Here is a 20,793-nt window from a genome sequence, read left to right as displayed (position 1 = left end):
GGGCTGCGGACCGGGCCGGGAGACCGGGGGGCGGTACGCCCGCCGCTCTCCTCCGGAGGACCGCCTCGCCCCTCGGCGGGCGGGCCGGTCCCGCACACGGTACGGGTGCCGGATGAGACCATGGAAACCGACAGTACACGGAAGATCACCGGACGACCGCATCGACGACGGTCCCGAGGAGAGAAGTGAACAGATGACCGAGGCAGCGGCACGACACGCTCCGGACACCCCCTCCTGGCTGAGCCTGCTGGCCCACGACCCGGCGGCGAGCCAGGAGTTCTACCACGAGTTGCTCGGCTGGGAGTACCAGCAGGGCCCGGGGCCGGGGCCGGCCGGTTCGCACTTCCGCGCACTGCTCGACGGGCGCGAGGTCGCGTGCATCGGTCAGATGCCGCGGGGCAGGCAGTGCCTGCCCGCCTGGCTTCCCTACCTGTCCGCCGACGACGCCGACAAGGCGGCGGAGCTGGTGCGGCTGTGCGGTGGGACGGTCGGGGTGGGGCCGCTGGACATGGAGGGGACGATGCGCGTGGCGATCGCGGCGGACCCGGCCGGGGCGTCCTTCGGGATACGGCAGACGGACACACGGCCCGGAGCCCGCATGGGCGGCGGTCCGGGCACGGTGGTGTGGAACGAGCTGGTCACCCACCGGGCGTCGGCGGTCGAGAAGTTCTACCAGACGGTGTTCGGCCTGGAGAGCGAGCCCGCCGGGGAGCGTACGGGCGCGGACGGCACCGGCGGTGCGGACGCGGAACCGGACCGCCTGACCCTGACGGCGCACGGACGGATCGTCGGCGGCATCCGCGGCGTCGGGGACGGACTTCCGCACGACCGCGGCTCGCACTGGCTGATGTACGTCGAGGTGGCCGACACCGACGCGGCGGCGCGCCGGGCGGCCGAACTGGGCGGGCGCGTTCTGCTCCCGCCGCACGACACCCCGTACGGGCGGACGGCGCGGGTCGCCGACCGCGAGGGCGCGCCCTTCGCGCTGATCCACACGGGCCGCCGGGGTTCCTGAAGCCCCCTTCGGCGGGCCTCCCGTGAGGGGGGCTCAGCCGCGGTGCAGGGCGGGGGCGTCCGCGCCGTCCACAGGCAGTACGTCCGGGGACAGCGCCCCCGCCCGGGACGCGGCGGCGGTGAGCCGGCGCCGGTGGTGGCGGCGGCACAGCACCTCGTAGCCGATGTCCTCCCCGGCGGCGCCCCGCGCACCGGCGACGTCCCCGACGACGACCTGGGCGCCCTCGACGACCATCCGGCCGCCGACCGTGCGGGCGTTGTGGGTGGCACGGGCGCCGCACCAGCACAACGCCTCGACCTGGAGGGACTCGATCCGGTCGGCCAGCTCGATCAGCCGCTGCGAGCCCGGGAAGAGCCTGGTGCGGAAGTCCGTGGTGATGCCGAAGGCGAAGACGTCGATGCCCAGGTCGTCGACGACGCAGGCGAGCTGGTCGACCTGGCCGGGGGCGAGGAACTGCGCCTCGTCCGCGATCACGTAGTCCGTGCGCCCGCCCGCCGTCAGGTGCTTGACCAGGTGGACGTGGAAGTCGAAACCGTCGCCGGCCTCGACGGCCTCGGTGACCAGGCCCAGCCGTGAGGAGAGCCGCCCCTCCCCCGCCCGGTCGTTACGGGTGAAGATCATCCCCGACAGTCCCCGCGCCGAGCGGTTGTGCTGGATCTGGAGTGCGAGGGTACTCTTCCCGCAATCCATCGTTCCGGCGAAGAAGACCAGTTCGGGCATGGGGAGGCGGAACCTTTCGGCGGTCGGCGTGGGTGGGGGCAGTGCGCGCGGCGAACCGGCGCGCGGCCGTGGACGGATCCGGCGGGCCTGGCCGCGCCGGGCTACGTGCGGACCTCCAGCAGGGGGACCAGTTGCTCGGCGGGTGTCATCGAGCCGTGCATACCGATCAGTTCGGACTCGTTGGGCTCGGTCTCGGTGGCGACGACGGCGGCCGTGTCGCTCATCGCGGCCACCACGTCGCCGATCCGGCCGCGCACCCGGTCGTCGACCTCCGGCCCGAACCAGCCCAGCTCGATCGCCTCGTCCCGGGTGGCCACCCACGCCCGGTCCGCCAGGACCTCGCGCCAGACGGCGTGGACATCGCCGGCCGCGCCGGGCACGGCGTACAGATGGCGGGCCCGGCCCTCGCCCCCCAGCCGTGCGACGCCCGCGCGCAGCTCCCAGTCGTGGTCGAAGTCGTAGCGGGCGTCCGGGTCCTTCGGGACGTCCACCATGCCGTGGTCGGCGGTGACGTAGAGCGCGGAGCGCGGCGGGAGCTGCTCGGCCAGGCGCTGGGCGAGGCGGTCGACGTACATCAGCCGGCCGCGCCAGTCGTCGGAGTCCACGCCGTGGCGGTGGCCGCTGCCGTCGAGTTCGGCGTAGTACGTGTAGACCAGCGTGCGGCCGGCCGAGCCCAGCCGCTCGGCGGCGAGGTCCATGCGCTCCTCGGCCGACAGCCGGCCCAGGAAGGAGCCTCCCGACAGGGCGATCTTCGTGAGCGGGGTGTGCTCGAAGTGCGGGGCGGTGACCTGGCAGGTGGCGACGCCGGCGGCGTCGGCGAGCTGGAAGACGGTGGGGTACGGCTGCCACCGGTACGGGTCGGTCCACGGCTGCCAGCGCAGTTGGTTCATCAACCCGCCGGTGGCCGGGTCGAGCACGGTGTAGCCGGGCAGTCCGTGGGCGCCGGGCACCAGGCCGGTGCCCACGGAGGCGAGCGAGGTGGCGGTGGTGGAGGGGAAGCCCGCGGTGAGGGGCTGTCCGGCGCCGCCGCGGGAAGTGCTCAGCAGGGAGACCAGGAAAGGGGCCTCATCGGGGTGGGCGGCCAGCAGTTCCCAGCCCATGCCGTCCACCAGGAAGACGCACACGCGGTCGGCGGGCTCCAGCTCCAGGCCCGAGGACAGTCCGGGCACGCCCTGTCCGGCGGCGACGGCGGGCAGCAGGTCGGCCAGCGAGGCGTCGCCGTAGCTCGGCACGGGCGCGGTGCGCGGGTTCAGGGGGGCCGGGTCGTGGGCGGCCGGGCCGTGCGGGAGGGACTGGACCATCAGCGGGCGCCGGCGGTCGCCGCGGTGGCCTCGGACAGCGCCTGCGCGAAGGCGAGCGCCTGGCGGACGGTGTCCGGTCCGTCGCCGGCCTCGCTGACCCGCAGCGAGAGGTCGTCGGCGGTCAGGGAGCCGGTGTAGCCGTGGTCGGCCTCGCAGTTGGGGTCGCCGCAGTTGGCGGGCTCCATGTCGAGGCGGGAGACGGCGCCCCAGCCGATGGTGAGGACGACCTCGCGCGGCAGGGTGCCGGGGGTGTACGACTCGGGGTTGGCGACGACGCGGCTGAGGACGACCGAGGAGATCCGCTCCAGCTTCACCGACTCGGTGGAGGTGGTGGCGTACGGCGAGGGGGAGGTGCCGTCGGCGGGCTGCTCGTCGGTGTGGCTGACGATGAACCGGGTGTCGGTGAGCACCAGCACCGTGACGTGGCGGCGGACCTCGTTGGAGTCGAAGGTCGTCTCCTGGTGGACCACGTACGAGGAGACGGGCTCGCCGCCCACAGCGGCCTCGACCGCCTCGGCCACGAGAGCCGGGTAGTAGCCGCTGCGCTCGATGGCCGTGCGCAGCCCCTGGGTCGTCGTACCGGTCTTCGCCATGCGGCCCATCCTACGGGGACCGGGGCGGGTCAGTACGCGGGCAGGCGCCGGGGGCCGAGGTCGGCCCAGGCGGGGTGGGCCGTGCCGAAGGGCGCGGGCGGTTCGGCGACGCGGACGGCCGCGTCCAGGACGGTCAGCCCGCGGGCGGCGACGACCACCGGCTCCAGGTCGACGGAGACGACCTCGGGGTGGTCCTCGACCAGCCGGGAGACGCGCAGCAGCAGCTCCTCCAGGGCGCCGGTGTCCACCGGCTGGGCGCCGCGCCAGCCGAACAGCACGGGCGCGGAGCGGATGGAACGGACCAGCTCGGCCGCGTCCCGGTCGGTGACGGGGACGAGCCGGTGGGCGACGTCGCCCAGCAGTTCCGAGGGCGGACCGGCCAGCCCGAAGGAGAGCACCGCGCCGATGGCGGGGTCGACGGTGGCCTTCACCGCGGTGTCCACGCCGCGGGGCGCCATGGCCTGGATGACGGGCCGCAGCTCGGCGGGCTCGCCCAGTTGCTCGGTCATCCTGGCGTAGGCGCGCCGCAGTCCGGCCTCGCTGCCGATGTCCAGTCGTACGCCTCCCAGGTCGGGGCGGTGGCGCAGGTGGGGGGCGGTGGTCTTCAGGGCCACGGGGTAGCCCAGCCTCTTCGCGGCGGCGCGGGCGGCGCGGGCGTCGGACGCGGGCAGGACGGGCTGCACCGACACGCCGTAGTGCCCCAGCAGCCCGGCCGTCTCCTCACCGCTCAGGGGGGTGCTGCGGAGTGCGCCGCGGTCCGGTTCGCGCACCCGGGTCAGCAGGGCGGCGGCGGCCGCCTCGTCGATGTCGTCGTACTCGGGCACCCTGCCGGGTTCGGCCGACTCCCGCCGCCACTGCGCGTAGCGGACCGCCTCCGACAGGGCGCCCACGGCACGCTCGGGGGCGGGGTAGGCGGGCAGGCGGTGCTCGGCGAGGGCGGCGTCCAGGCCCTCGATGGCCAGATGGACCACGACCACCGGCTTGGCCGGGGCGTTCGCGGCTCCCGCGGTGTCCGGGGCGCCGTCCCCATCACCACCCCCACCGGCGTCCGCGGCGCCGGCCGACTCGCGCAGCGCCCGGGCCAGCGACTCGGCCAGCAGGGCCGCGTCCCCCGCACCATGGCTGCCGTCCACCCAGGGGATGGCGGTGACCACGACGGCGTCGGTGGCCGGATCGGCGAGGGTGGCCGCCAGGGCCCGTCCGAAGTCCCCGGGGGTGGCCTCGGTGGTCAGGTCGGTGACGGGCTGCGGGCGCAGGCCCCGGGCCAGGCAGGCGTCGTAGGTGAGCAGGCACAGCGACTCGGCGTTGCCCAGGATGCCCACCCGCGGGCCGGCGGGCAGCGGCTGGGTGGCCAGCAGCACACCGGCGTCGACGAGTTCGGTGACGGTGTCGACGCGGATGACCCCGGCCTGCCGCAGCAGCGAGGAGACCGTGGCGTCGGGGGTGCGGCCGGCCGGGACGGCGTGGCCGGGCGGCGGGGCGCTGGCGTTGTGGCGGGCGCCCTTGACCACGACGATCGGCTTGCGGGCGGCGGTGCGCCGGGCCAGGCGGTTGAACTTCCTGGGGTTGCCGAAGGACTCCAGGTACATCAGGACGACGTCGGTATCGGTGTCGTCGTCCCAGTACTGGAGCACGTCGTTGCCGGAGACGTCGGCGCGGTTGCCGGCCGAGACGAAGGTGGAGACGCCGCCGACCCCCCGGCCGCGGCGGTGCAGCCCGGCGAGCACGGCGATGCCGATGGCCCCGGACTGGGTGAACAGCCCGATGCGGCCGCGTTCGGGCGTCTCGGGCGAGAGGGTGGCGTTGAGCCGGACGTCCGGGGCGGTGTTGATCAGTCCGAAGGCGTTGGGCCCGATGATCCGCATCCCGTACGAGCGGGCCTGCCGCACCAGTTCGCGCTGCGCGTCGCGGCCGAAGTCGGCGGAGAGGACGACCAGCCCCTGCACGCCCCGCCTCCCGCACTCGTCGACCACTCCGGGCACCTCCCGGGCGGGGACGGCGACGACGGCGAGGTCCACGGGCTCGGGGATGTCGCGCACCGAGCGGTGGGCGGGCACCGAGTCGATCTCGGCGCGTCCCTCCTCCAGCGCGCGGTTGACGGCGTGGACGCGGCCGGTGAAGCCGGCCGCGCGCAGGCTCTCCAGGACCGTGCGCCCGGCCCCGCCCGGGTTGCGGCTGGCGCCGATGACGGCGACCACGCCGGGGGACAGCAGCCGCTGCACGGAACGGCCCTCGGCCCGCTGCTCGCGGGCCCGCATGACCGCCAGGGACTGCTCGGTCGGGGTGATACCGAAGGTGAGGTGGACCGTACCGTCCTCGAAGCTGCGCTTCTGGGAGTAGCCGGCGTCCGTGAAGACCTTGACCATCTTCGTGTTGGCGGGCAGCACCTCGGCGACGAAGCGGCGCACCCCGCGCTCGCGGGCGCAGGCGGCGATGTGCTCCAGCAGGGCGGAGCCGACCCCGCGGCCCTGGTGGTCGTCGCGGACGAGGAAGGCGACCTCGGCCTCGTCCGCGGGCATGGAGGCGGGACGGCCGGTGGCGTCTATGCGATCGTATCGGACGGTGGCGATGAACTCGCCGCCGACGATGGCGGCCAGGCCGACCCGGTCGACGTAGTCGTGGTGGGTGAAGCGGCGCACGTCCCGGTCGGAGAGACGGGGGTAGGGGGCGAAGAAGCGGTAGTACTTCGACTGGTCGGAGACCTGCTCGTAGAACCTGACCAGGCGCTCGGCGTCTTCGGCCGTGATGGGGCGGACCCGGGCCGTGCCGCCGTCGCGCAGCACCACGTCGGCTTCCCAGTGGGCGGGGTAGGCAGGCTCGCTCGGCGTCCGCATGGGGGTCAGCCTAGTCACCGGCCCCCGGATCGCGGAGGTGTCGGCTCCCTTTCCCGGGCGTCCGCCTGTGCGAAGCTGGGCCCGGCCGGGCCCCGGGCCCGCCGGTCCGATCCGTTTCGACCCCGAAGGGCAACACCATGGCAGAGCGCCGTGTCACCGTCGGCTGGCCCGAGGGCCTGCACGCCCGCCCCGCCGCGGTCTTCGTCCGCGCCGCGACCTCCTCGGGCGTCCCCGTCACCGTGGCCAGGCCGGGCGGCGAACCGGTCAACGCCGCCTCGGTGCTCTCGGTGCTGGGACTGGGAGTGGAGGGCGGCCAGGAGATCGTACTGGCCTCCGGCGCCGATGACGCCGACGCCGCTCTGGACCGGCTGGCGAAGCTGGTCTCCGAGGGGCTGGACGAGTTGCCCGGAGCCGTCTGAGCCACCCGGCCCGGCGGGGCCGGCCGGGCCCGCGTGCGGCGCTGGACACGGGCCCGGCATGAGAACGCGACGGAAACCACCGGCGGGCGACCGCCGGAAAAGGCTGAGGAGCGGGCGCCCACAACCTTTTCCTCAACCGGAACCGGAGCGTCCCGGGCGGGCATTTCCCCGCGTATTCTCCGCGCATTCCCACCCTGTGTACACAATTCCTGTTACGAATTATCGCACGGTGTGTTTACGGCGTGTTTCGTGCTTCTCACCGGTACTTTCCGGCGGCCTTCACGCGCGGCCAGCGGCCGTTGCTCGCGGCGTACCGCGACGGAGCGCTCCACGTGCTCGCTCGCCAGGGCGCGCGCCCGTTCCGCGTCGCCGCGCGCGACGGCGTCCACGACGGCGCCGCGCTCACGCCACACGGTGACCGCGCGCAGCGGCGGTTCCACGGCGTACACCCAGGTGATCTTGCGGCGCAGCTGTGTGAGCAGCGAGGCCAGACTGGGACTGCCAGACGCCCGGGCCAGCGTCTCGTGGTACCAGTCCTCCAGAGGCCTCAGATCGGACAGCCTGCCGCTCTCCGCGCGCTGCAGGCCCAGGCGGACCAGCCCGCGCAGGACCCTCAGCTGCGCCTCGGTGCGCCGCCGGGCGGCCCGCGCGGCGCCCAGCGGCTCCAGCAGGGCGCGGATGTCGAGCAGGTCGGCGGCCTCCTGCTCGGTGGGCCGGGCGACGCAGGCTCCCGCGTGGCGGCGGGAGGTGACAAAGCCCTCCGCCTCCAGCGTCCGCAGAGCCTCGCGCACCGGGACGCGCGAGACGCCGTAGCGCCTGGCGAGAAGCTCCTCGGCGAGCCGGGACCCGGGCGGGAAAACCCCGGAGACGATGTCGTCACGGACCGCGCTGCACACCATGTGCGCGGAAATGCGCATGGGCCGACCTCCGCCGCCGTCTCCATTTTCCAGAAGTACCGCAGAGTCGAACTGTATTCCACCGCCACGCGTTTTCCGATGCCCACCGGGAAACAGGCGTGAAAACATCCGCCGCGCGACCTCGCGGGTCGCGCGGCGGATGTCGGTGCGTGATCGGCGTGACTGCCCGGCGCCCCGCGGGCGGGGCCGGTCAGACCTCTCAGACGTCGACGCCCTTGCCGGCCAGGTAGGTGATCGGGTTGAAGTCCGAGCCGTAGTGGGCGCCGTTGCGGGCCTCGAAGTGCAGGTGCGGGCCGGTGCTGTTGCCGGTGGAGCCGACCGCGCCGATCCGCTGGCCGCCGCCGACCTTCTGGCCTGCCGAGACCTTCGTGGCGGACAGGTGGGCGTACTGGGTGTACTTGCCGTCGTCGTGGCGGATGACGACCTGGTTGCCGTACGCGCCGCCCCAGCCCACCGTCACCACGGTCCCCGGACCGACGGACCGCACCGGGGTGCCGGTTGCGGCGGGGAAGTCGATGCCGCTGTGCTTGCCGGAGGACCAGGAGGCGCCGGCCTGCTTGTAGGTGGTGGTGGTGTCCACGCCCGCGACCGGGTCGACGTAGCCGGTGGCCGAACGGCGCCCGGCGGAGCGGTCGGCACGCTCGTTCGCGCGCTTCTCGGCGTCGGCCTCGCGCTTCTCGGCGGCCTTCGCGGCCCTTTCCTCGGCAGCCTTCTCGGCAGCGGCCTCGCGCTTCTCGGCGGCCTTCTCGGCGGCGGCCTTCTCGGCGGCGTCGGCGACACGCTGCTGGGCCTGGGCCTGGGCCCTGACGTCGTCGGCGATCGTGTCACCGACGGCCATGGCCTGGACGAAGCCCAGGGCGTAGGTCCCCGAGCCCTCGTCCGGAGCCGCGATCGCGGGGGTGGCGGCGGCGCCGACCACGCCGGTGACGGTCAGGGCGGCGGCTCCGGCCAGACCCACGCGGGTACGCATGGAGCGGCTGGAGAGGTGGTGCTTCTCGGTGAGGCTCTCGGTGAGCCCGGTGAGCTTTCCGGTCAGCTTCTCGGCGAGCTGCGCGGTGGCACGGGTGAACGCCATGGGTGGCGTGCTCCTTTCCTTCCTTCTCGCCTACCGGGTTAGCTGTCGGGTTCGGAGCAGGAAGGTCTCCTACGGGCGCACGGCCCGATTCACCCCAGGTGCCTCGGAAGAGGACCACTCCCGCGTGTGAAGGGCGGGAGGGTGGGTCCCCGGCTCCCCCGCTCGGGGGACTCGGCGATCACTGCCGTCGGCCGCGGTCGCGGTCACTTCTGACGGCCGGCGAGATCGACGCTAAACGGACAAAATTGAGTGAGCAAGCAAGAAGCACCTTTTGTAGGCCATGCCACACGGAGCGCCCACCGGAACGGCCCAAAGTCGGACACACGGAAGGCCCTTGGTGTGGCAACCCCACCAAGGGCCTTCCGCTGCCGGCCGCCGCAGGGCGGCCGGGGGTCACTGGTCCGTGACGACCGTCACCTCCCCGATGCCCAGGTCCCGCACCGTGTCGGCGATCTGTGACGCGTCTCCCACCAGCACCGTCACCAGACGGTCCGCGGGGAAGGCCGCCACGGCCGCCGCCGTCGCCTCCACCGTGCCGGTCCCGGCGAGGCGGGCGTACAGCTTCGCCTGGTAGTCGTCGGGAAGGTGCTGCTCCACCTGGTCGGCGAGGGTGCCGGCCACGGCCGCCGACGTCTCGTAGCGCAGCGGGGCCACCCCCACCAGGTTCTGCACGGCCGTGTCACGCTCGGCGTCGGTGAGACCCTCCTCCGCCAGGGTGCGCAGCACGCGCCACAGATCCTCCAGTGCGGGACCCGTCACATCGGTGGCCACCGAGCCGTTGACCGCCAGCATCGAGGCACCGGTGCCCTCGGGGGAGGAGCGCAGCACCTGGGCGAAGGCCCGCACGCCGTAGGTGTAGCCCTTCTCCTCGCGCAGCACCCGGTCCAGGCGGGAGGTGAGCGTGCCGCCCAGGCAGTACGTACCGAGCACCTGGGCGGGCCAGACCCGGTCGTGCCGGTCGGGGCCGATCCGGCCGATGAGCAGCTGGGTCTGCACCGCTCCCGGCCGGTCCACGACGACCACCCGGCCGGTGTCGTCCGCGGTGATCGGCGGGACCGGCCGGGGCCCGGCGGCCGCGCCCTTCCAGTCGCCGAGGGTCTCGGCCAGCGCCTTGTCCAGGTCCACTCCGGTGAAATCGCCCACCACCACGGCCGTGGCCGTCGAGGGCCTCACATGCTCCGCGTAGAAGGCGCGCACCGCCTCGGCGTCGATGTTCCTGATGGTCTCCTCGGCTCCCTGGCGGGGGCGCGAGAGCCGGGAGTCGGCCGGGAACAGCTCCTTCGACAGCGCGATGGCCGCCCGGCGGGCGGGATTGGCCAGCTCGTGCGGGATCTCGTCCAGGCGGTTGCGCACCAGCCTCTCGACCTCGCCCCCGGGGAAGGCGGGGGCGCGCAGCGCGTCGGCGAGCAGGCCCAGCGCCCTGGTCAGGCGGGAGGCCGGGACCTCCAGGGAGACCCGTACGCCGGGGTGGTCGGCGTGCGCGTCCAGCGTGGCGCCGCACCGCTCCAGCTCGGCGGCGAACTCCTCGGCGCTGTGCCGGTCGGTGCCCTCGCTCAGCGCCCGTGCCATGATCCCGGCCACGCCCTCCCGGTCGCGGGGCTCGGCCTCCAGCGGCGCGACGAGGTTGACCTCGACGGCCACGACCTTCTGGCCGGGACGGTGGCAGCGCAGCACGGTCAGCCCGTTGGGCAGCTCGCCGCGCTCGGGGGCGGGGAACGCCCACGGCCTGGGCTCGCCGCCACGGGGCTGGGGGTGGAACTCCATCGACATTCCGTTCTGGGCCGTGGCGTCGCTCACTGGGCGGCCTCCTGGTCGTGGGTGTCGGCGGCGGTACCGGTCCCGGAGACGGTGGCGCCCTCGGAGACGTCGGCCGCGGTGTCGGGGGCGGTTGCCTGGGTGGGCTCGTAGATCAGTACCGCGCGGTTGTCGGGGCGCAGCCGGGCCGCGGCCACCTCGCGCACCTCGTCGGCGGTGACCTGGAGCACGCGCTCCACCGCCGTCAGGGCGAGCTGGGGGTCGCCGAACAGCACCGCGTAGCGGCACAGCTCGTCGGCGCGGCCGCCGACCGTGGCCAGCCGGTCCAGCCACTCGCGCTCCAGCAGCGCCTGGGCGCGCTCCATCTCCGCCGGGGTCGGCCCCTCCTCGGCGAAGCGGGCCAGCTCCTCGTCGACCGCCCGCTCGATGTCGGCGATCTCGGCGTCACCGGAGGCCTTCACGTCCAGCCACCCCATCGAGGGCGCCCCCGCCAGCCGCAGCATGCCGAAGCCGGCGGTGACGGCGGTGCGGTCGCGGCGGACCAGACGGGTCTGCAGGCGGGAGGACTCGCCGCCGCCGAGCACCGTCAGCGCCAGGTCGGCGGCGTCCGCCTCGCGGGTGCCGTCGTGCGGCAGCCGGTAGGCGGCCATCATCGCCCGGGACGGCACCTCCTCGCGGAGGACCTGCTTGACCTCCTCGCCGATGACCTCCGGCAGGGAGCCGTCGCGCGGCGGACGCTTGCCCTCGTGGGAGGGGATGGAGCCGAAGTACTTCTCGGCCCAGGCGAGGGTGCGCTCCGGGTCGATGTCACCGACGACCGCCAGCACGGCGTTGTTCGGCGCGTAGTAGGTGCGGAAGAAGTCCCGCGCGTCCTCCAGCGAGGCGGCGTCCAGATCCGCCATGGAGCCGATCGGGGTGTGGTGGTAGGGATGGCCCTCCGGGTAGACCATCGCCGTCAGCCTCTCGAACGCCGTGCCGTAGGGCACGTTGTCGTACCGCTGGCGGCGCTCGTTCTTCACCACGTCGCGCTGGTTCTCCATGGACTCCTCGTCCAGGGCGGCCAGCAGCGACCCCATGCGGTCGGCCTCCAGCCACAGCGCCAGCTCCAGCTGGTGGGCGGGCATCGTCTCGAAGTAGTTGGTGCGCTCGAAGCTGGTGGTGCCGTTGAGCGACCCGCCCGCCCCCTGCACCAGTTCGAAATGACCGTTCCCCTTCACCTGTGCCGATCCCTGGAACATCAGGTGCTCGAAGAGGTGCGCCAGACCCGTGCGCCCGACGACCTCGTGGCGCGATCCGACGTCGTACCAGAGGCAGACCGCGGCGACCGGGGTCTGGTGGTCCTCGGAGAGCACCACGCGCAGGCCGTTGGCCAGCCGGTGCTCGGTCGCCGTCAGGCCGCCGGCGGTGGGCGGAGGGGAGGCCGTGTGAGCCATGGGCAGGGAGTCCCTTCGATCGCGATCGCGGACCGCGTTCTCACAACGCGTGTGTGGTCACTGTATGCAAGCGGCCGGACAAAGCGCGAAGTTCCCGTACGGTTCGGGGCGGGGACCGGACTGTCGGTGCCGAGGTCCACAATGGTGCCCGTCCGTCCCTGCCCCGCACGGGACACAGTCCGCCACCCCGCACGGGACACAGTCCGCAGTACGCAAGAAGGAGTCGCAGCCGCGATGGCCCGCCGCAGCACGAAGACCCCGCCGCCCGGGGGAGAGTTCGAGGAGCGTGTCCTCGACATCGACGTCGTCGACGAGATGCAGGGCTCCTTCCTGGAGTACGCCTACTCGGTCATCTACTCGCGCGCCCTGCCCGACGCACGCGACGGGCTCAAGCCGGTCCACCGGCGGATCCTCTACCAGATGCACGAGATGGGGCTGCGGCCGGAACGCGGCTACGTCAAGTGCGCGCGCGTGGTCGGCGAGGTGATGGGCAAACTCCACCCGCACGGCGACAGCGCCATCTACGACGCCCTGGTGCGTCTGGCCCAGTCCTTCTCCATGCGGCTGCCGCTGGTGGACGGACACGGCAACTTCGGCTCGCTGGGCAACGACGACCCGCCCGCCGCCATGCGGTACACCGAGTGCCGCTCCGCCCCGGCGGCCGGGCTGATGGTCGAGTCGATCGACGAGGACACCGTCGACTTCACGCCCAACTACGACGGCAGCGAGTCCGAGCCGGCCGTACTGCCCTCGGCCTATCCGAACCTGCTGGTCAACGGCGCCTCCGGCATCGCGGTCGGGATGGCCACCAACATGCCCCCGCACAACCTGGGCGAGGTGATCGCCGCCGCCCGGCACCTGATCAAGCACCCGGGCGCGGACCTGGAGACGCTGATGCGTTTCGTGCCGGGCCCGGATCTGCCCACCGGCGGCCGGATCGTCGGGCTGCAGGGCATCAGGGACGCCTACGCCAAGGGGCGCGGCACCTTCAAGATCCGCGCCACGGTCTCCGTGGAGGACGTGACCGCGCGGCGCAAGGGCCTGGTCGTCACCGAGCTGCCCTTCAACGTCGGCCCGGAGAAGGTCATCTCCAAGATCAAGGACCTGGTCAACGGCAAGAAGGTCCAGGGCATCGCCGACGTCAAGGACCTCACCGACCGCGAGCACGGGCTGCGGCTGGTCATCGAGATCAAGAACGGCTTCAATCCCGAGGCCGTGCTGGAGCAGCTCTACAAGCTGACGCCGATGGAGGAGTCCTTCGGCATCAACAACGTGGCCCTGGTCGACGGCCAGCCGCTGACGCTGGGCCTGAAGGAGCTGCTGGAGGTCTACGTCGACCACCGTTTCACCGTGGTGCGGCGGCGCAGCGAGTTCCGGCGCGGCAAGCGGCGCGACCGGCTGCACCTGGTCGAGGGCCTGCTGGTGGCACTGGCCGACATCGACGAGGTCATCCGGATCATCCGCTCCAGCGAGAACGCCGCGCAGGCCAAGGAGTCGCTGATCGACCGGTTCGGCCTGTCCGAGGTGCAGACGCAGTACATCCTCGACACCCCGCTGCGCAGGCTGACGAAGTTCGACCGCGTCGAGCTGGAGTCCGAGCGCGACCGGCTGAACGCCGAGATCGAGGAGCTGACCCGCACCCTGGAGTCCGACGCGGAGCTGCGCAAGCTGGTCTCCTCGGAGCTGTCCGCGGTCGCCAGGAAATACGGCACTCCGCGCCGCACCGAGCTGCTGTCCTCGGCGGACGCTCCGGCGGCGGCCGTGCCGCTCCAGGTGGCGGACGACCCGTGCCGGGTGCTGCTGTCCTCCACCGGTCTGCTGGCCCGCACCGCGGGCGGGGAGCCGGTCCTCGACTCCTCCGTCAAACGCCGCAAGCACGACGTGGTGGTGTCGGCCGTTCCCGCGACGGCCCGGGGCGAAGTGGGGGCGGTGACCTCCGCGGGACGACTGCTGCGGATCTCGGTCATCGACCTGCCGCAGCTTCCGGAGAACTCCGCGCCGAACCTGGCGGGCGGCGCCCGGTTCACGGAATTCCTCTCCCTGAGGGAGGGCGAGGAGCTGGTGTGCCTCACCACCCTGGACGAGTCCTCACCGGGGCTGGCGCTGGGCACGGAGCAGGGCGTGGTCAAACGGGTGGTGCCCGACTACCCGTCCAGCAAGGGCGAACTGGAGGTCATCACCCTCAAGGAGGGTGACCGGATCGTCGGCGCGGTGGAGCTGCGTACGGGTGAGGAGGACCTGGTCTTCATCACCGACGAGGCGCAGCTGCTGCGCTTCCCCGCCGGGCAGGTCAGGCCGCAGGGGCGGCCGGCCGGCGGCGTCGCGGGCGTCAAGCTGGGCCAGGGGGCGAAGGTGATCTCCTTCACCGCCGTCGACCCGGCCGCCGACGCGGTGGTCTTCACGGTCGCGGGCTCGCACGGCACGCTGACCGACGGGGTGGAGACGGCCAAACTGACGCCGTTCGACCAGTATCCGCGCAAGGGCCGGGCCACGGGCGGGGTACGCTGCCAGCGCTTCCTCAAGGGCGAGGACCATCTGACCTTCGCCTGGGCCGGAGCCGTCCCCGCTCGCGCGGCGGACGCCAAGGGCTCGCCGGTGGACCTGCCGGAGCCGGACCCGCGCCGCGACGGCTCGGGCATCCCGCTGGCCAAGCCGGTCTCGGTGGTCGCCGGGCCGGTGTGACGTGTTCGGGTGCGGCGTCCCGGGCCCCGCGGTGCGGGCCGGGCCGCCGCCCCGCGTCGCACCGCCACCGCCACCGCCGCCCCGCGAGGCGGCGCGCTCAGGGCCGTACGTAGCGCAGGACGCCCCACATGCTGTCGGGGCCGGCCTCCTCTGGCGAGCCGACGGCCACACAGGAGGCCAGCTCCTCGCGCACCGTTTCGGCGTCGATGCCGGAGCCGATCAGCACGAGCCGCGTCAGACGCGGCTCGCCGCTCCCCCACCGTCCGGGGTTGAAGCGCAGGAAGCGGCCGACCGCGTGCAGCCCGTACTTCTCCCGGTGGCCGGGCACACCGAAGTGGACGAACCCCTTGATCCGGTACAGGCCTTCGGGCCTGCCGTCCAGGAACTCCATGAGCCGGCGCGGGTCCACCGGCCCGCCGGTGGTGAACTCCACGCTCTGGTAGGCGGCGTGGAGGTGCTCGTCGTGCCCCTCGCCGCATCCGTGCCCGGCTTCGCGCGTCTCGGCCCGCACGTCCTCGAAGGAGAGCTGCCGCATGCCCTGTGCCCCGTCGTCGCGGGGACGCGGATCGAAGAGCAGTTCCGGGTCGACACGTCCGTGGAGGGCGCGTACGACGGGCACGCCCCGGCCCATCCTCCGCAGCTCTCCGGTCAGGGCGGACAGCTCCTCCTCCCCGGCCCGGTCCGCCTTGTTGAGCACCACCAGATCGGCCATCGCCACATGCCGTTCGAGCTCCGGGTGCCTGGCCCGGGTGCCCTCGAACTCCGCGGCGTCGACGACTTCCACCAGCCCGCCGTAGACGATGTTCTCCTCGTCGCTGGAGAGGATCATGCGGATCAGGGTCTCCGGCTCCGCGAGGCCGCTGGCCTCCACCACGATGACGTCGATACGGGCCGAGGGCCGTGCGAGACGCTCCAGCATGGTGTCCAGGTCACTGGTGTCGACGGCGCAGCACAGACAGCCGTTGCCCAGGGAGATCATCGAGTCGACCTGTCCGGCCACCGACATGGCGTCGATCTCGATGCTGCCGAAGTCGTTGACGATCACACCGATGCGGGTGTCGCCGCTGTGGGCGAGGAGATGGTTGAGGAGGGTGGTCTTCCCCGATCCGAGGAAGCCGGCGAGGACGACGACCGGAATCCGCTTCCTGACCAAGCTCGTGCCTCCATCGTGCGGGTGGCGGCCGTACCGGAACGGCTGCCGATGGTAGTCGACGACCTCCCCGTCCCCGATCCCGCCCATGTGCGCGGGCATGCCCGCCCGCGCCTGCCCGGGGCCGGACACCGTCCGCCGGCGGGAATCCCCGGGCGGGAGCGGTTAGGCTCCCCTGTGTGGATACCTGTTCGACCGCCTCCCGAGCGCTGGCCGAACCGCCGGCCGCCACCGCCGCGACCGCCCGGACATGGCTGCTGGTCGAACAGCCCGGCCCGTGGGGGGCCAGGGCCCTCACCGACAGCCGTCTCGATCCGGTGCTCGGCCGCGCGCTGGAGCGGGCCGCCGACGGCACCGGCGTGCGGGTCGCGCTGATCCGCCGCCCCGGCCGTCACCCGGACCGCCACGGGCCCGCCCTCCGCCGTGTCTATCTCGCCCACACCCTCCCCGGCCGGTCCTGGGTGCGCACCGCCCTGCTCACCGGCCCGGACGAGCTGCGCGGCCTCGACGCGGAGGCCATGGCCCGGCTCGGCGCGGGCGACCACGGCGGGCTGTGGGAGCCGTACCGCGGCGACCCCCTGGCTCTGGTGTGCACCAACGGCAGGCGCGACCGCTGCTGCGCCGTACTGGGCCGCCCGCTGGCCGACGAGCTGGCGGCCTCCGGCGCCTGCGAGGTGTGGGAGACCACCCACATCGGCGGCCACCGCTTCGCCCCCACCCTGCTGGCACTGCCGTACGGCTACGCGTACGGCAGGCTGGGAGGCCCCGCCGTCAAGGGCGTGCTGGACGAGTTGCGGCGCGGCCGGATCGTCACCGACGGGTGCCGGGGCCGTTCCGCCTGGGGGCGGCCGGGCCAGGCCGCCGATCTGGCGGTCCGCGAGCTGACGGGCGAGGCGCGCGCCGACGCCCTGGCGGTCACCGGGAGCGCGGGGTCCGCCCCGCGGTGGAGCGTCACGGTGGCCCACACCGACGGCCGCTCCTGGCGCGTGACGGTCACCGAGGACACCGACGTCCCGCCCGTGATCGCGAGCTGCGGCGCCGCCCCCGCCGTACAGCCCCGCGTGACGGCCGTGGGCGTGATTCCGCTCTGATGCCCCCGGGGGCCGGGACGTGCTCCGGTCACCGGGTCCGGCCCGCCCTCCCAGGGACCTCCGCGCCCGCCGCGCGGCACGGTTCGCGGCCGCATCCGCCGGGCCCGTGGGCCGCCCCGTGCCCGTTGCGGTGCGGTCGCGTGTGCCGGGCGTACGCCCGGGCCAGCAGGCAGACAGCGGTGAACTGCGCGAACCCGGCGGCCGTATCCACCGTGACGGGGCCGCCGCCTGGTATCCGGGCCGCCACCGCGGGCGCGGCGGTGACCGCGACCAGACAGGCCAGATGGCAGACGAGGAGGGCGGCCACGGCGGACAGCAGGAGACGGCGGCGGGTTCCCCGGCGGGCGGTCCCGCGGGCACGAGCGGCGGGAGCCGGCGCCGCACCGAGGCCGGGCGGCCGGGGGAAGGGCACCGCGGTGGCTCCGCGACCCTCCTCCCAGCCGGAGGCGAGGGGGTCGTACCAGGGGTCGTCGATCCGCATGTCCCAGGATGGGCAGGTTCCCGGGCCCGGTGGAGGGGCGATCCGGACCTTTCACCCTTCTGGGGGAGGGTTCATCCGTCCGGCCCCAAAGGAACCGCGCCCGCCCCGGGCAGGCCGGGGGCGGGCGCGGTGAAGGCGGTACAGGGCCTGACCCGGAGCGGCTCGGATCAGACGTCGATCCTGGACCGGTCGAGCGTGGCGGCGGAGGTGGTGATGAACTCCTTGCGCGGCGCGACCTCGTTGCCCATCAGCAGGTCGAAGGTCTTCTCCGCGGCCTCCAGATCACTGATGTTGATGCGGCGCAGAGTGCGGTGACGCGGATCCATCGTGGTCTCCGCGAGCTGGTCGGCGTCCATCTCGCCCAGGCCCTTGTAGCGCTGGATGGAGTCCTTGAAGCGGATCCCCTTGCCCTGCAGCTCCAGCAGGGTCTGGCGCAGCTCGTTGTCGGAGTAGGTGTAGATGTACTTCGCCTGGCCCCGCCGGGGATTGATCAGCTCGATCCGGTGCAGCGGCGGCACCGCCGAGAAGACCCTGCCCTGCTCGACCATCGGCCGCATGTAGCGCTGGAAGAGGGTCAGCAGCAGGCAGCGGATGTGCGCGCCGTCGACATCGGCGTCGGCCAGGAAGATGACCTTGCCGTAGCGGGCCTGGTCGATGTCGAACGTCCGGCCGGATCCCGCCCCTATGACCTGGATGATCGCACCGCACTCGGCGTTCTTCAGCATGTCGGAGATGGATGACTTCTGGACGTTGAGGATCTTACCGCGGATCGGCAGCAGTGCCTGGAACTCGGAGTTCCGGGCGAGCTTGGCGGTGCCCAGTGCGGAGTCGCCCTCGACGATGAACAGCTCGCTGCGCTCGACGTCGTCGCTGCGGCAGTCGGCGAGCTTGGCCGGCAGGGCGGAGGACTCCAGCGCGGTCTTGCGGCGCTGGGCCTCCTTGTGCTGGCGGGCGGCGATGCGGGTACGGGCCGCGGCCACGGCCTTCTCCAGCACCGAGCGGGCCTGCTGCCTGTCGTCGCGCCTGGTGGAGGTCAAGAACGCCTTGAGTTCCCTGGAGACCACCTGGGCGACGATCCGGGAGGCGGCCGAGGTGCCCAGCACCTCCTTGGTCTGGCCCTCGAACTGCGGCTCGGCCAGCCGCACGGTGACCACCGCCGTCATGCCTTCCAGGGCGTCGTCCTTGACGACGTCGTCCTCGGCGACGCGCAGCAGCTTGGTGGAGCGCAGCACCTCGTTCACCGTGCGGGCGACCGCGCGCTCGAAGCCGGCGACGTGGGTGCCGCCCTTGGGGGTGGCGATGATGTTGACGAACGACCTGACCGTGGTGTCGTAGCCGGTCCCCCAGCGCAGCGCGACGTCCACGCCGAGCTCGCGGGTGACCTCGGTGGGGATCATGTGGCCGCGCTCGTCCAGGACGGGGACGGTCTCCTTGAAGGTGCCCTGGCCCGTCAGGCGCAGCACGTCGCACAGCGGCCGGTCCGGGGCGAGGTACTCGCAGAACTCGCTGATGCCGCCGTCGTAGCGGAAGACCTCCTTCGCGGGCGGCGCGCCGTCGAGCCCGCGCTCGTCGCGGACGACGATCGTCAGGCCGGGCACCAGGAAGGCCGTCTGACGTGCGCGGGCGTGCAGGTTGTCCAGGGAGAGCCTGGCGTCCTTGAGGAAGATCTGCCGGTCGGCCCAGTACCGCACCCGGGTGCCGGTACGGGCCTTGGGGATCTTCCTGTCCTTGCGCAGGCCGCTCGTGGGGTCGAAGGGGGCGTCCGGACCGGACTCGGTGAAGATGCCCGGGACACCGCGCCGGAAGCTGACCGCGTGCGTGCGGCCGTCACGGTCGACCTCGACGTCGAGGCGGGCGGACAGGGCGTTGACGACGGACGCGCCGACGCCGTGCAGGCCGCCGGAGGCCGCATAGGAGCCGCCGCCGAACTTTCCGCCGGCGTGCAGCTTGGTCATCACGACCTCGACGCCCGACAGTCCCGTCTTGGGCTCGACGTCGACGGGGATACCGCGGCCGTTGTCCTGCACCTCGACGGAACCGTCCTCCCGGAGGACGACCTCGATGTGGTCGCAGTGACCTCCGAGCGCCTCGTCGACCGAGTTGTCGATGATCTCCCAGAGGCAGTGCATCAGGCCGCGGCTGTCGGTGGAGCCGATGTACATGCCGGGCCGCTTGCGCACCGCCTCCAGCCCTTCGAGGACGAGCAGGTGCCGCGCGGTGTAGTTGGAACCGTCACGGTCCGCGCCCGTGAGCAGGGCGGTGGACGGCATGGGGTTTCCCCTGCCGGAGGCCAGGGGAGTCTCGGCGGTCACGCGGTTCGCTCCTCGCTGAATTTCACTGGGGATGGCTGTCTTGCGGGTCAGAGGGTACCGAGGCCATGGAGAGCCCAGGTGAAGCCACCCAGGAGAAGGCCCATGCTAAACCAGCATCGCCCAAGCGTTCGATAACTCGCCCGGGTGACGTGTACATCACGTTCCCTTCCGGGCATGAACCATCTAGGCTCCGGGCACGTCCTCTGGAACGACACCGGCGAGACCGGCGCCGGAGGAGACAACCGAACACACAACACGAAGACGGCAAAGACCAACACATCTCTGTAATCGGCTCATTCGCCGCCAACCGGCAACATGTCAGCCACCTCACACAGAGATTTTCGAGGAAAAGCCACGAGCGGGAACGTTTTCGGCCTGGTTGGATGTTGACCCTGGTACGACAGCTCGTCGAGCTAGAGAAGAGGCGACGTGACTACTGTTCTGACCCCCGCGAGCCCGCTGACGGCCGCTGACCGCTGCGACCGCTGCGGCGCCCAGGCATACCTGCGTGTTGTGCTCGTCAGCGGTGGAGAGCTGCTGTTCTGCGCCCACCACGGCCGCAAGTTCGAGCCGGAACTCAAGAAGATCGCTGCGGAGATACAGGACGAGACCGAGCGGCTCAACGCCACCCCCGCGACGGCGGGTGACAGCGAGCACTGACCTGCTGAGCGGCGGCAAACGCGTCCCCATCCGACGAGCTCGGACCGGCCCAGGGCCGGACGCCACGGGCGGGCGCTCCTCACGGAGTGGTCGCCCGTTTGCCGTGTCCGGGCACAAGCGGGTGCGGCGGACGGCGGTGAGCCCGAGGGGCACGGGGGACTCCCGCATGCCGGGAAACAGGCACACGGGGCCTCCCTGGACCTGCGATCGCCCCCGCCTCACCCCAGGGTGAGCCATGCGGGCGACTTCCGCATCCGGAGAACGGCTCACACCCGCACGTGCCGCGGGGCCTGGCGGAGGCCAGTGTCGCGTCAGCCAGGGTTCACCCCGCTCGCCGCCCGGGCAAACCCTGGCT

The 20,793-nt window shown here is 72.9% G+C and carries 16 protein-coding genes and 1 riboswitch; of the genes, 5 read left to right on the top strand and 11 right to left on the bottom strand.

What is annotated here, in order from left to right:
- Positions 1-193: 193 nt before the first annotated feature.
- Positions 194-1,015 (top strand): VOC family protein, encoded by an 822-nt coding sequence (locus AC2CJA_RS04740; RefSeq protein ID WP_484601380.1) that lies wholly within the window; start codon positions 194-196, stop codon positions 1,013-1,015.
- A gap of 33 nt (positions 1,016-1,048) precedes the next feature.
- On the opposite strand, the gene AC2CJA_RS04735 is transcribed toward AC2CJA_RS04740, so the two are convergent.
- From AC2CJA_RS04735 to AC2CJA_RS04720, 4 genes are all read right to left on the bottom strand, one after another.
- Positions 1,049-1,735, bottom strand: a complete 687-nt coding sequence (locus AC2CJA_RS04735; RefSeq protein ID WP_484601379.1) for a thymidine kinase — start codon at positions 1,733-1,735, stop codon at positions 1,049-1,051.
- A 101-nt stretch (positions 1,736-1,836) separates the two neighbouring features.
- Positions 1,837-3,036: an alkaline phosphatase family protein gene (locus AC2CJA_RS04730; RefSeq protein ID WP_484601378.1), complete on the bottom strand. Its 1,200-nt coding sequence runs from the start codon at positions 3,034-3,036 to the stop codon at positions 1,837-1,839.
- Positions 3,036-3,629 carry a DUF5998 family protein gene (locus tag AC2CJA_RS04725; protein ID WP_484601377.1) on the bottom strand — a complete coding sequence of 198 codons (594 nt, stop codon included), beginning with the start codon at positions 3,627-3,629 and terminating at the stop codon, positions 3,036-3,038. The genes AC2CJA_RS04730 and AC2CJA_RS04725 overlap by 1 nt, the downstream gene beginning before the upstream one ends.
- A 29-nt stretch (positions 3,630-3,658) precedes the next feature.
- On the bottom strand, positions 3,659-6,463 hold the full coding sequence (locus tag AC2CJA_RS04720) for a bifunctional acetate--CoA ligase family protein/GNAT family N-acetyltransferase (RefSeq protein WP_484601376.1): 2,805 nt from the start codon (positions 6,461-6,463) through the stop codon (positions 3,659-3,661).
- Between the two features lie 137 nt (positions 6,464-6,600).
- Here AC2CJA_RS04720 and AC2CJA_RS04715 point away from each other — a divergent pair, with 137 nt between their 5' ends.
- Entirely contained in the window at positions 6,601-6,882 is a 282-nt protein-coding gene (locus AC2CJA_RS04715; RefSeq protein ID WP_484601375.1) for an HPr family phosphocarrier protein, read from the top strand.
- Positions 6,883-7,094: 212 nt separating this feature from the next.
- Here AC2CJA_RS04715 and AC2CJA_RS04710 read toward each other — a convergent pair whose 3' ends face one another.
- The 4 genes from AC2CJA_RS04710 to AC2CJA_RS04695 form a co-directional block, all read right to left on the bottom strand.
- A complete protein-coding gene (locus tag AC2CJA_RS04710) occupies positions 7,095-7,799 on the bottom strand; it encodes a GntR family transcriptional regulator (protein ID WP_484601374.1) in 705 nt (234 codons plus the stop codon).
- Between the two features lie 199 nt (positions 7,800-7,998).
- Positions 7,999-8,874: a M23 family metallopeptidase gene (locus AC2CJA_RS04705; RefSeq protein ID WP_484601373.1), complete on the bottom strand. Its 876-nt coding sequence runs from the start codon at positions 8,872-8,874 to the stop codon at positions 7,999-8,001.
- Positions 8,875-8,887: 13 nt separating this feature from the next.
- Positions 8,888-9,061: riboswitch (cyclic di-AMP (ydaO/yuaA leader) on the bottom strand.
- 206 nt (positions 9,062-9,267) lie between these two features.
- Positions 9,268-10,644, bottom strand: a complete 1,377-nt coding sequence (locus AC2CJA_RS04700) for a M16 family metallopeptidase (RefSeq protein WP_484601394.1) — start codon at positions 10,642-10,644, stop codon at positions 9,268-9,270.
- Positions 10,645-10,667: 23 nt separating this feature from the next.
- Positions 10,668-12,062, bottom strand: coding sequence for a M16 family metallopeptidase (locus AC2CJA_RS04695; protein ID WP_484601372.1), 1,395 nt, complete (start codon positions 12,060-12,062; stop codon positions 10,668-10,670).
- A gap of 234 nt (positions 12,063-12,296) precedes the next feature.
- Here AC2CJA_RS04695 and AC2CJA_RS04690 point away from each other — a divergent pair, with 234 nt between their 5' ends.
- Positions 12,297-14,744, top strand: a complete 2,448-nt coding sequence (locus AC2CJA_RS04690; protein WP_484601371.1) for a DNA gyrase/topoisomerase IV subunit A — start codon at positions 12,297-12,299, stop codon at positions 14,742-14,744.
- A 97-nt stretch (positions 14,745-14,841) separates the two neighbouring features.
- Here the strand turns inward: AC2CJA_RS04690 and AC2CJA_RS04685 are convergent, their stop codons facing one another.
- Positions 14,842-15,897: a CobW family GTP-binding protein gene (locus tag AC2CJA_RS04685; RefSeq protein WP_484601393.1), complete on the bottom strand. Its 1,056-nt coding sequence runs from the start codon at positions 15,895-15,897 to the stop codon at positions 14,842-14,844.
- A 176-nt stretch (positions 15,898-16,073) separates the two neighbouring features.
- Between AC2CJA_RS04685 and AC2CJA_RS04680 the strand changes: the two genes are divergently transcribed.
- Positions 16,074-16,985, top strand: coding sequence for a ferredoxin family protein (locus AC2CJA_RS04680; RefSeq protein WP_484601370.1), 912 nt, complete (start codon positions 16,074-16,076; stop codon positions 16,983-16,985).
- Positions 16,986-17,013: 28 nt separating this feature from the next.
- Here the strand turns inward: AC2CJA_RS04680 and AC2CJA_RS04675 are convergent, their stop codons facing one another.
- Both AC2CJA_RS04675 and AC2CJA_RS04670 read right to left on the bottom strand, forming a co-directional pair.
- Positions 17,014-17,466 (bottom strand): DUF485 domain-containing protein, encoded by a 453-nt coding sequence (locus AC2CJA_RS04675; protein ID WP_484601369.1) that lies wholly within the window; start codon positions 17,464-17,466, stop codon positions 17,014-17,016.
- 167 nt (positions 17,467-17,633) lie between these two features.
- The gene (locus AC2CJA_RS04670; protein ID WP_484601392.1) at positions 17,634-19,736 is read right to left on the bottom strand and encodes a DNA gyrase/topoisomerase IV subunit B; all 2,103 of its coding nucleotides are present in this window, start codon (positions 19,734-19,736) and stop codon (positions 17,634-17,636) included.
- A 471-nt stretch (positions 19,737-20,207) separates the two neighbouring features.
- Here AC2CJA_RS04670 and AC2CJA_RS04665 point away from each other — a divergent pair, with 471 nt between their 5' ends.
- The gene (locus tag AC2CJA_RS04665) at positions 20,208-20,438 is read left to right on the top strand and encodes a DUF7455 domain-containing protein (RefSeq protein WP_093851254.1); all 231 of its coding nucleotides are present in this window, start codon (positions 20,208-20,210) and stop codon (positions 20,436-20,438) included.
- The last annotated feature ends 355 nt before the right edge of the window (positions 20,439-20,793 follow it).

It is taken from the genome of Streptomyces sp. ATLC9, assembly GCF_057196705.1.
Note: the sequence above shows the minus strand (reverse complement) of the source record. Positions and strands in the feature narration are given on the sequence as shown.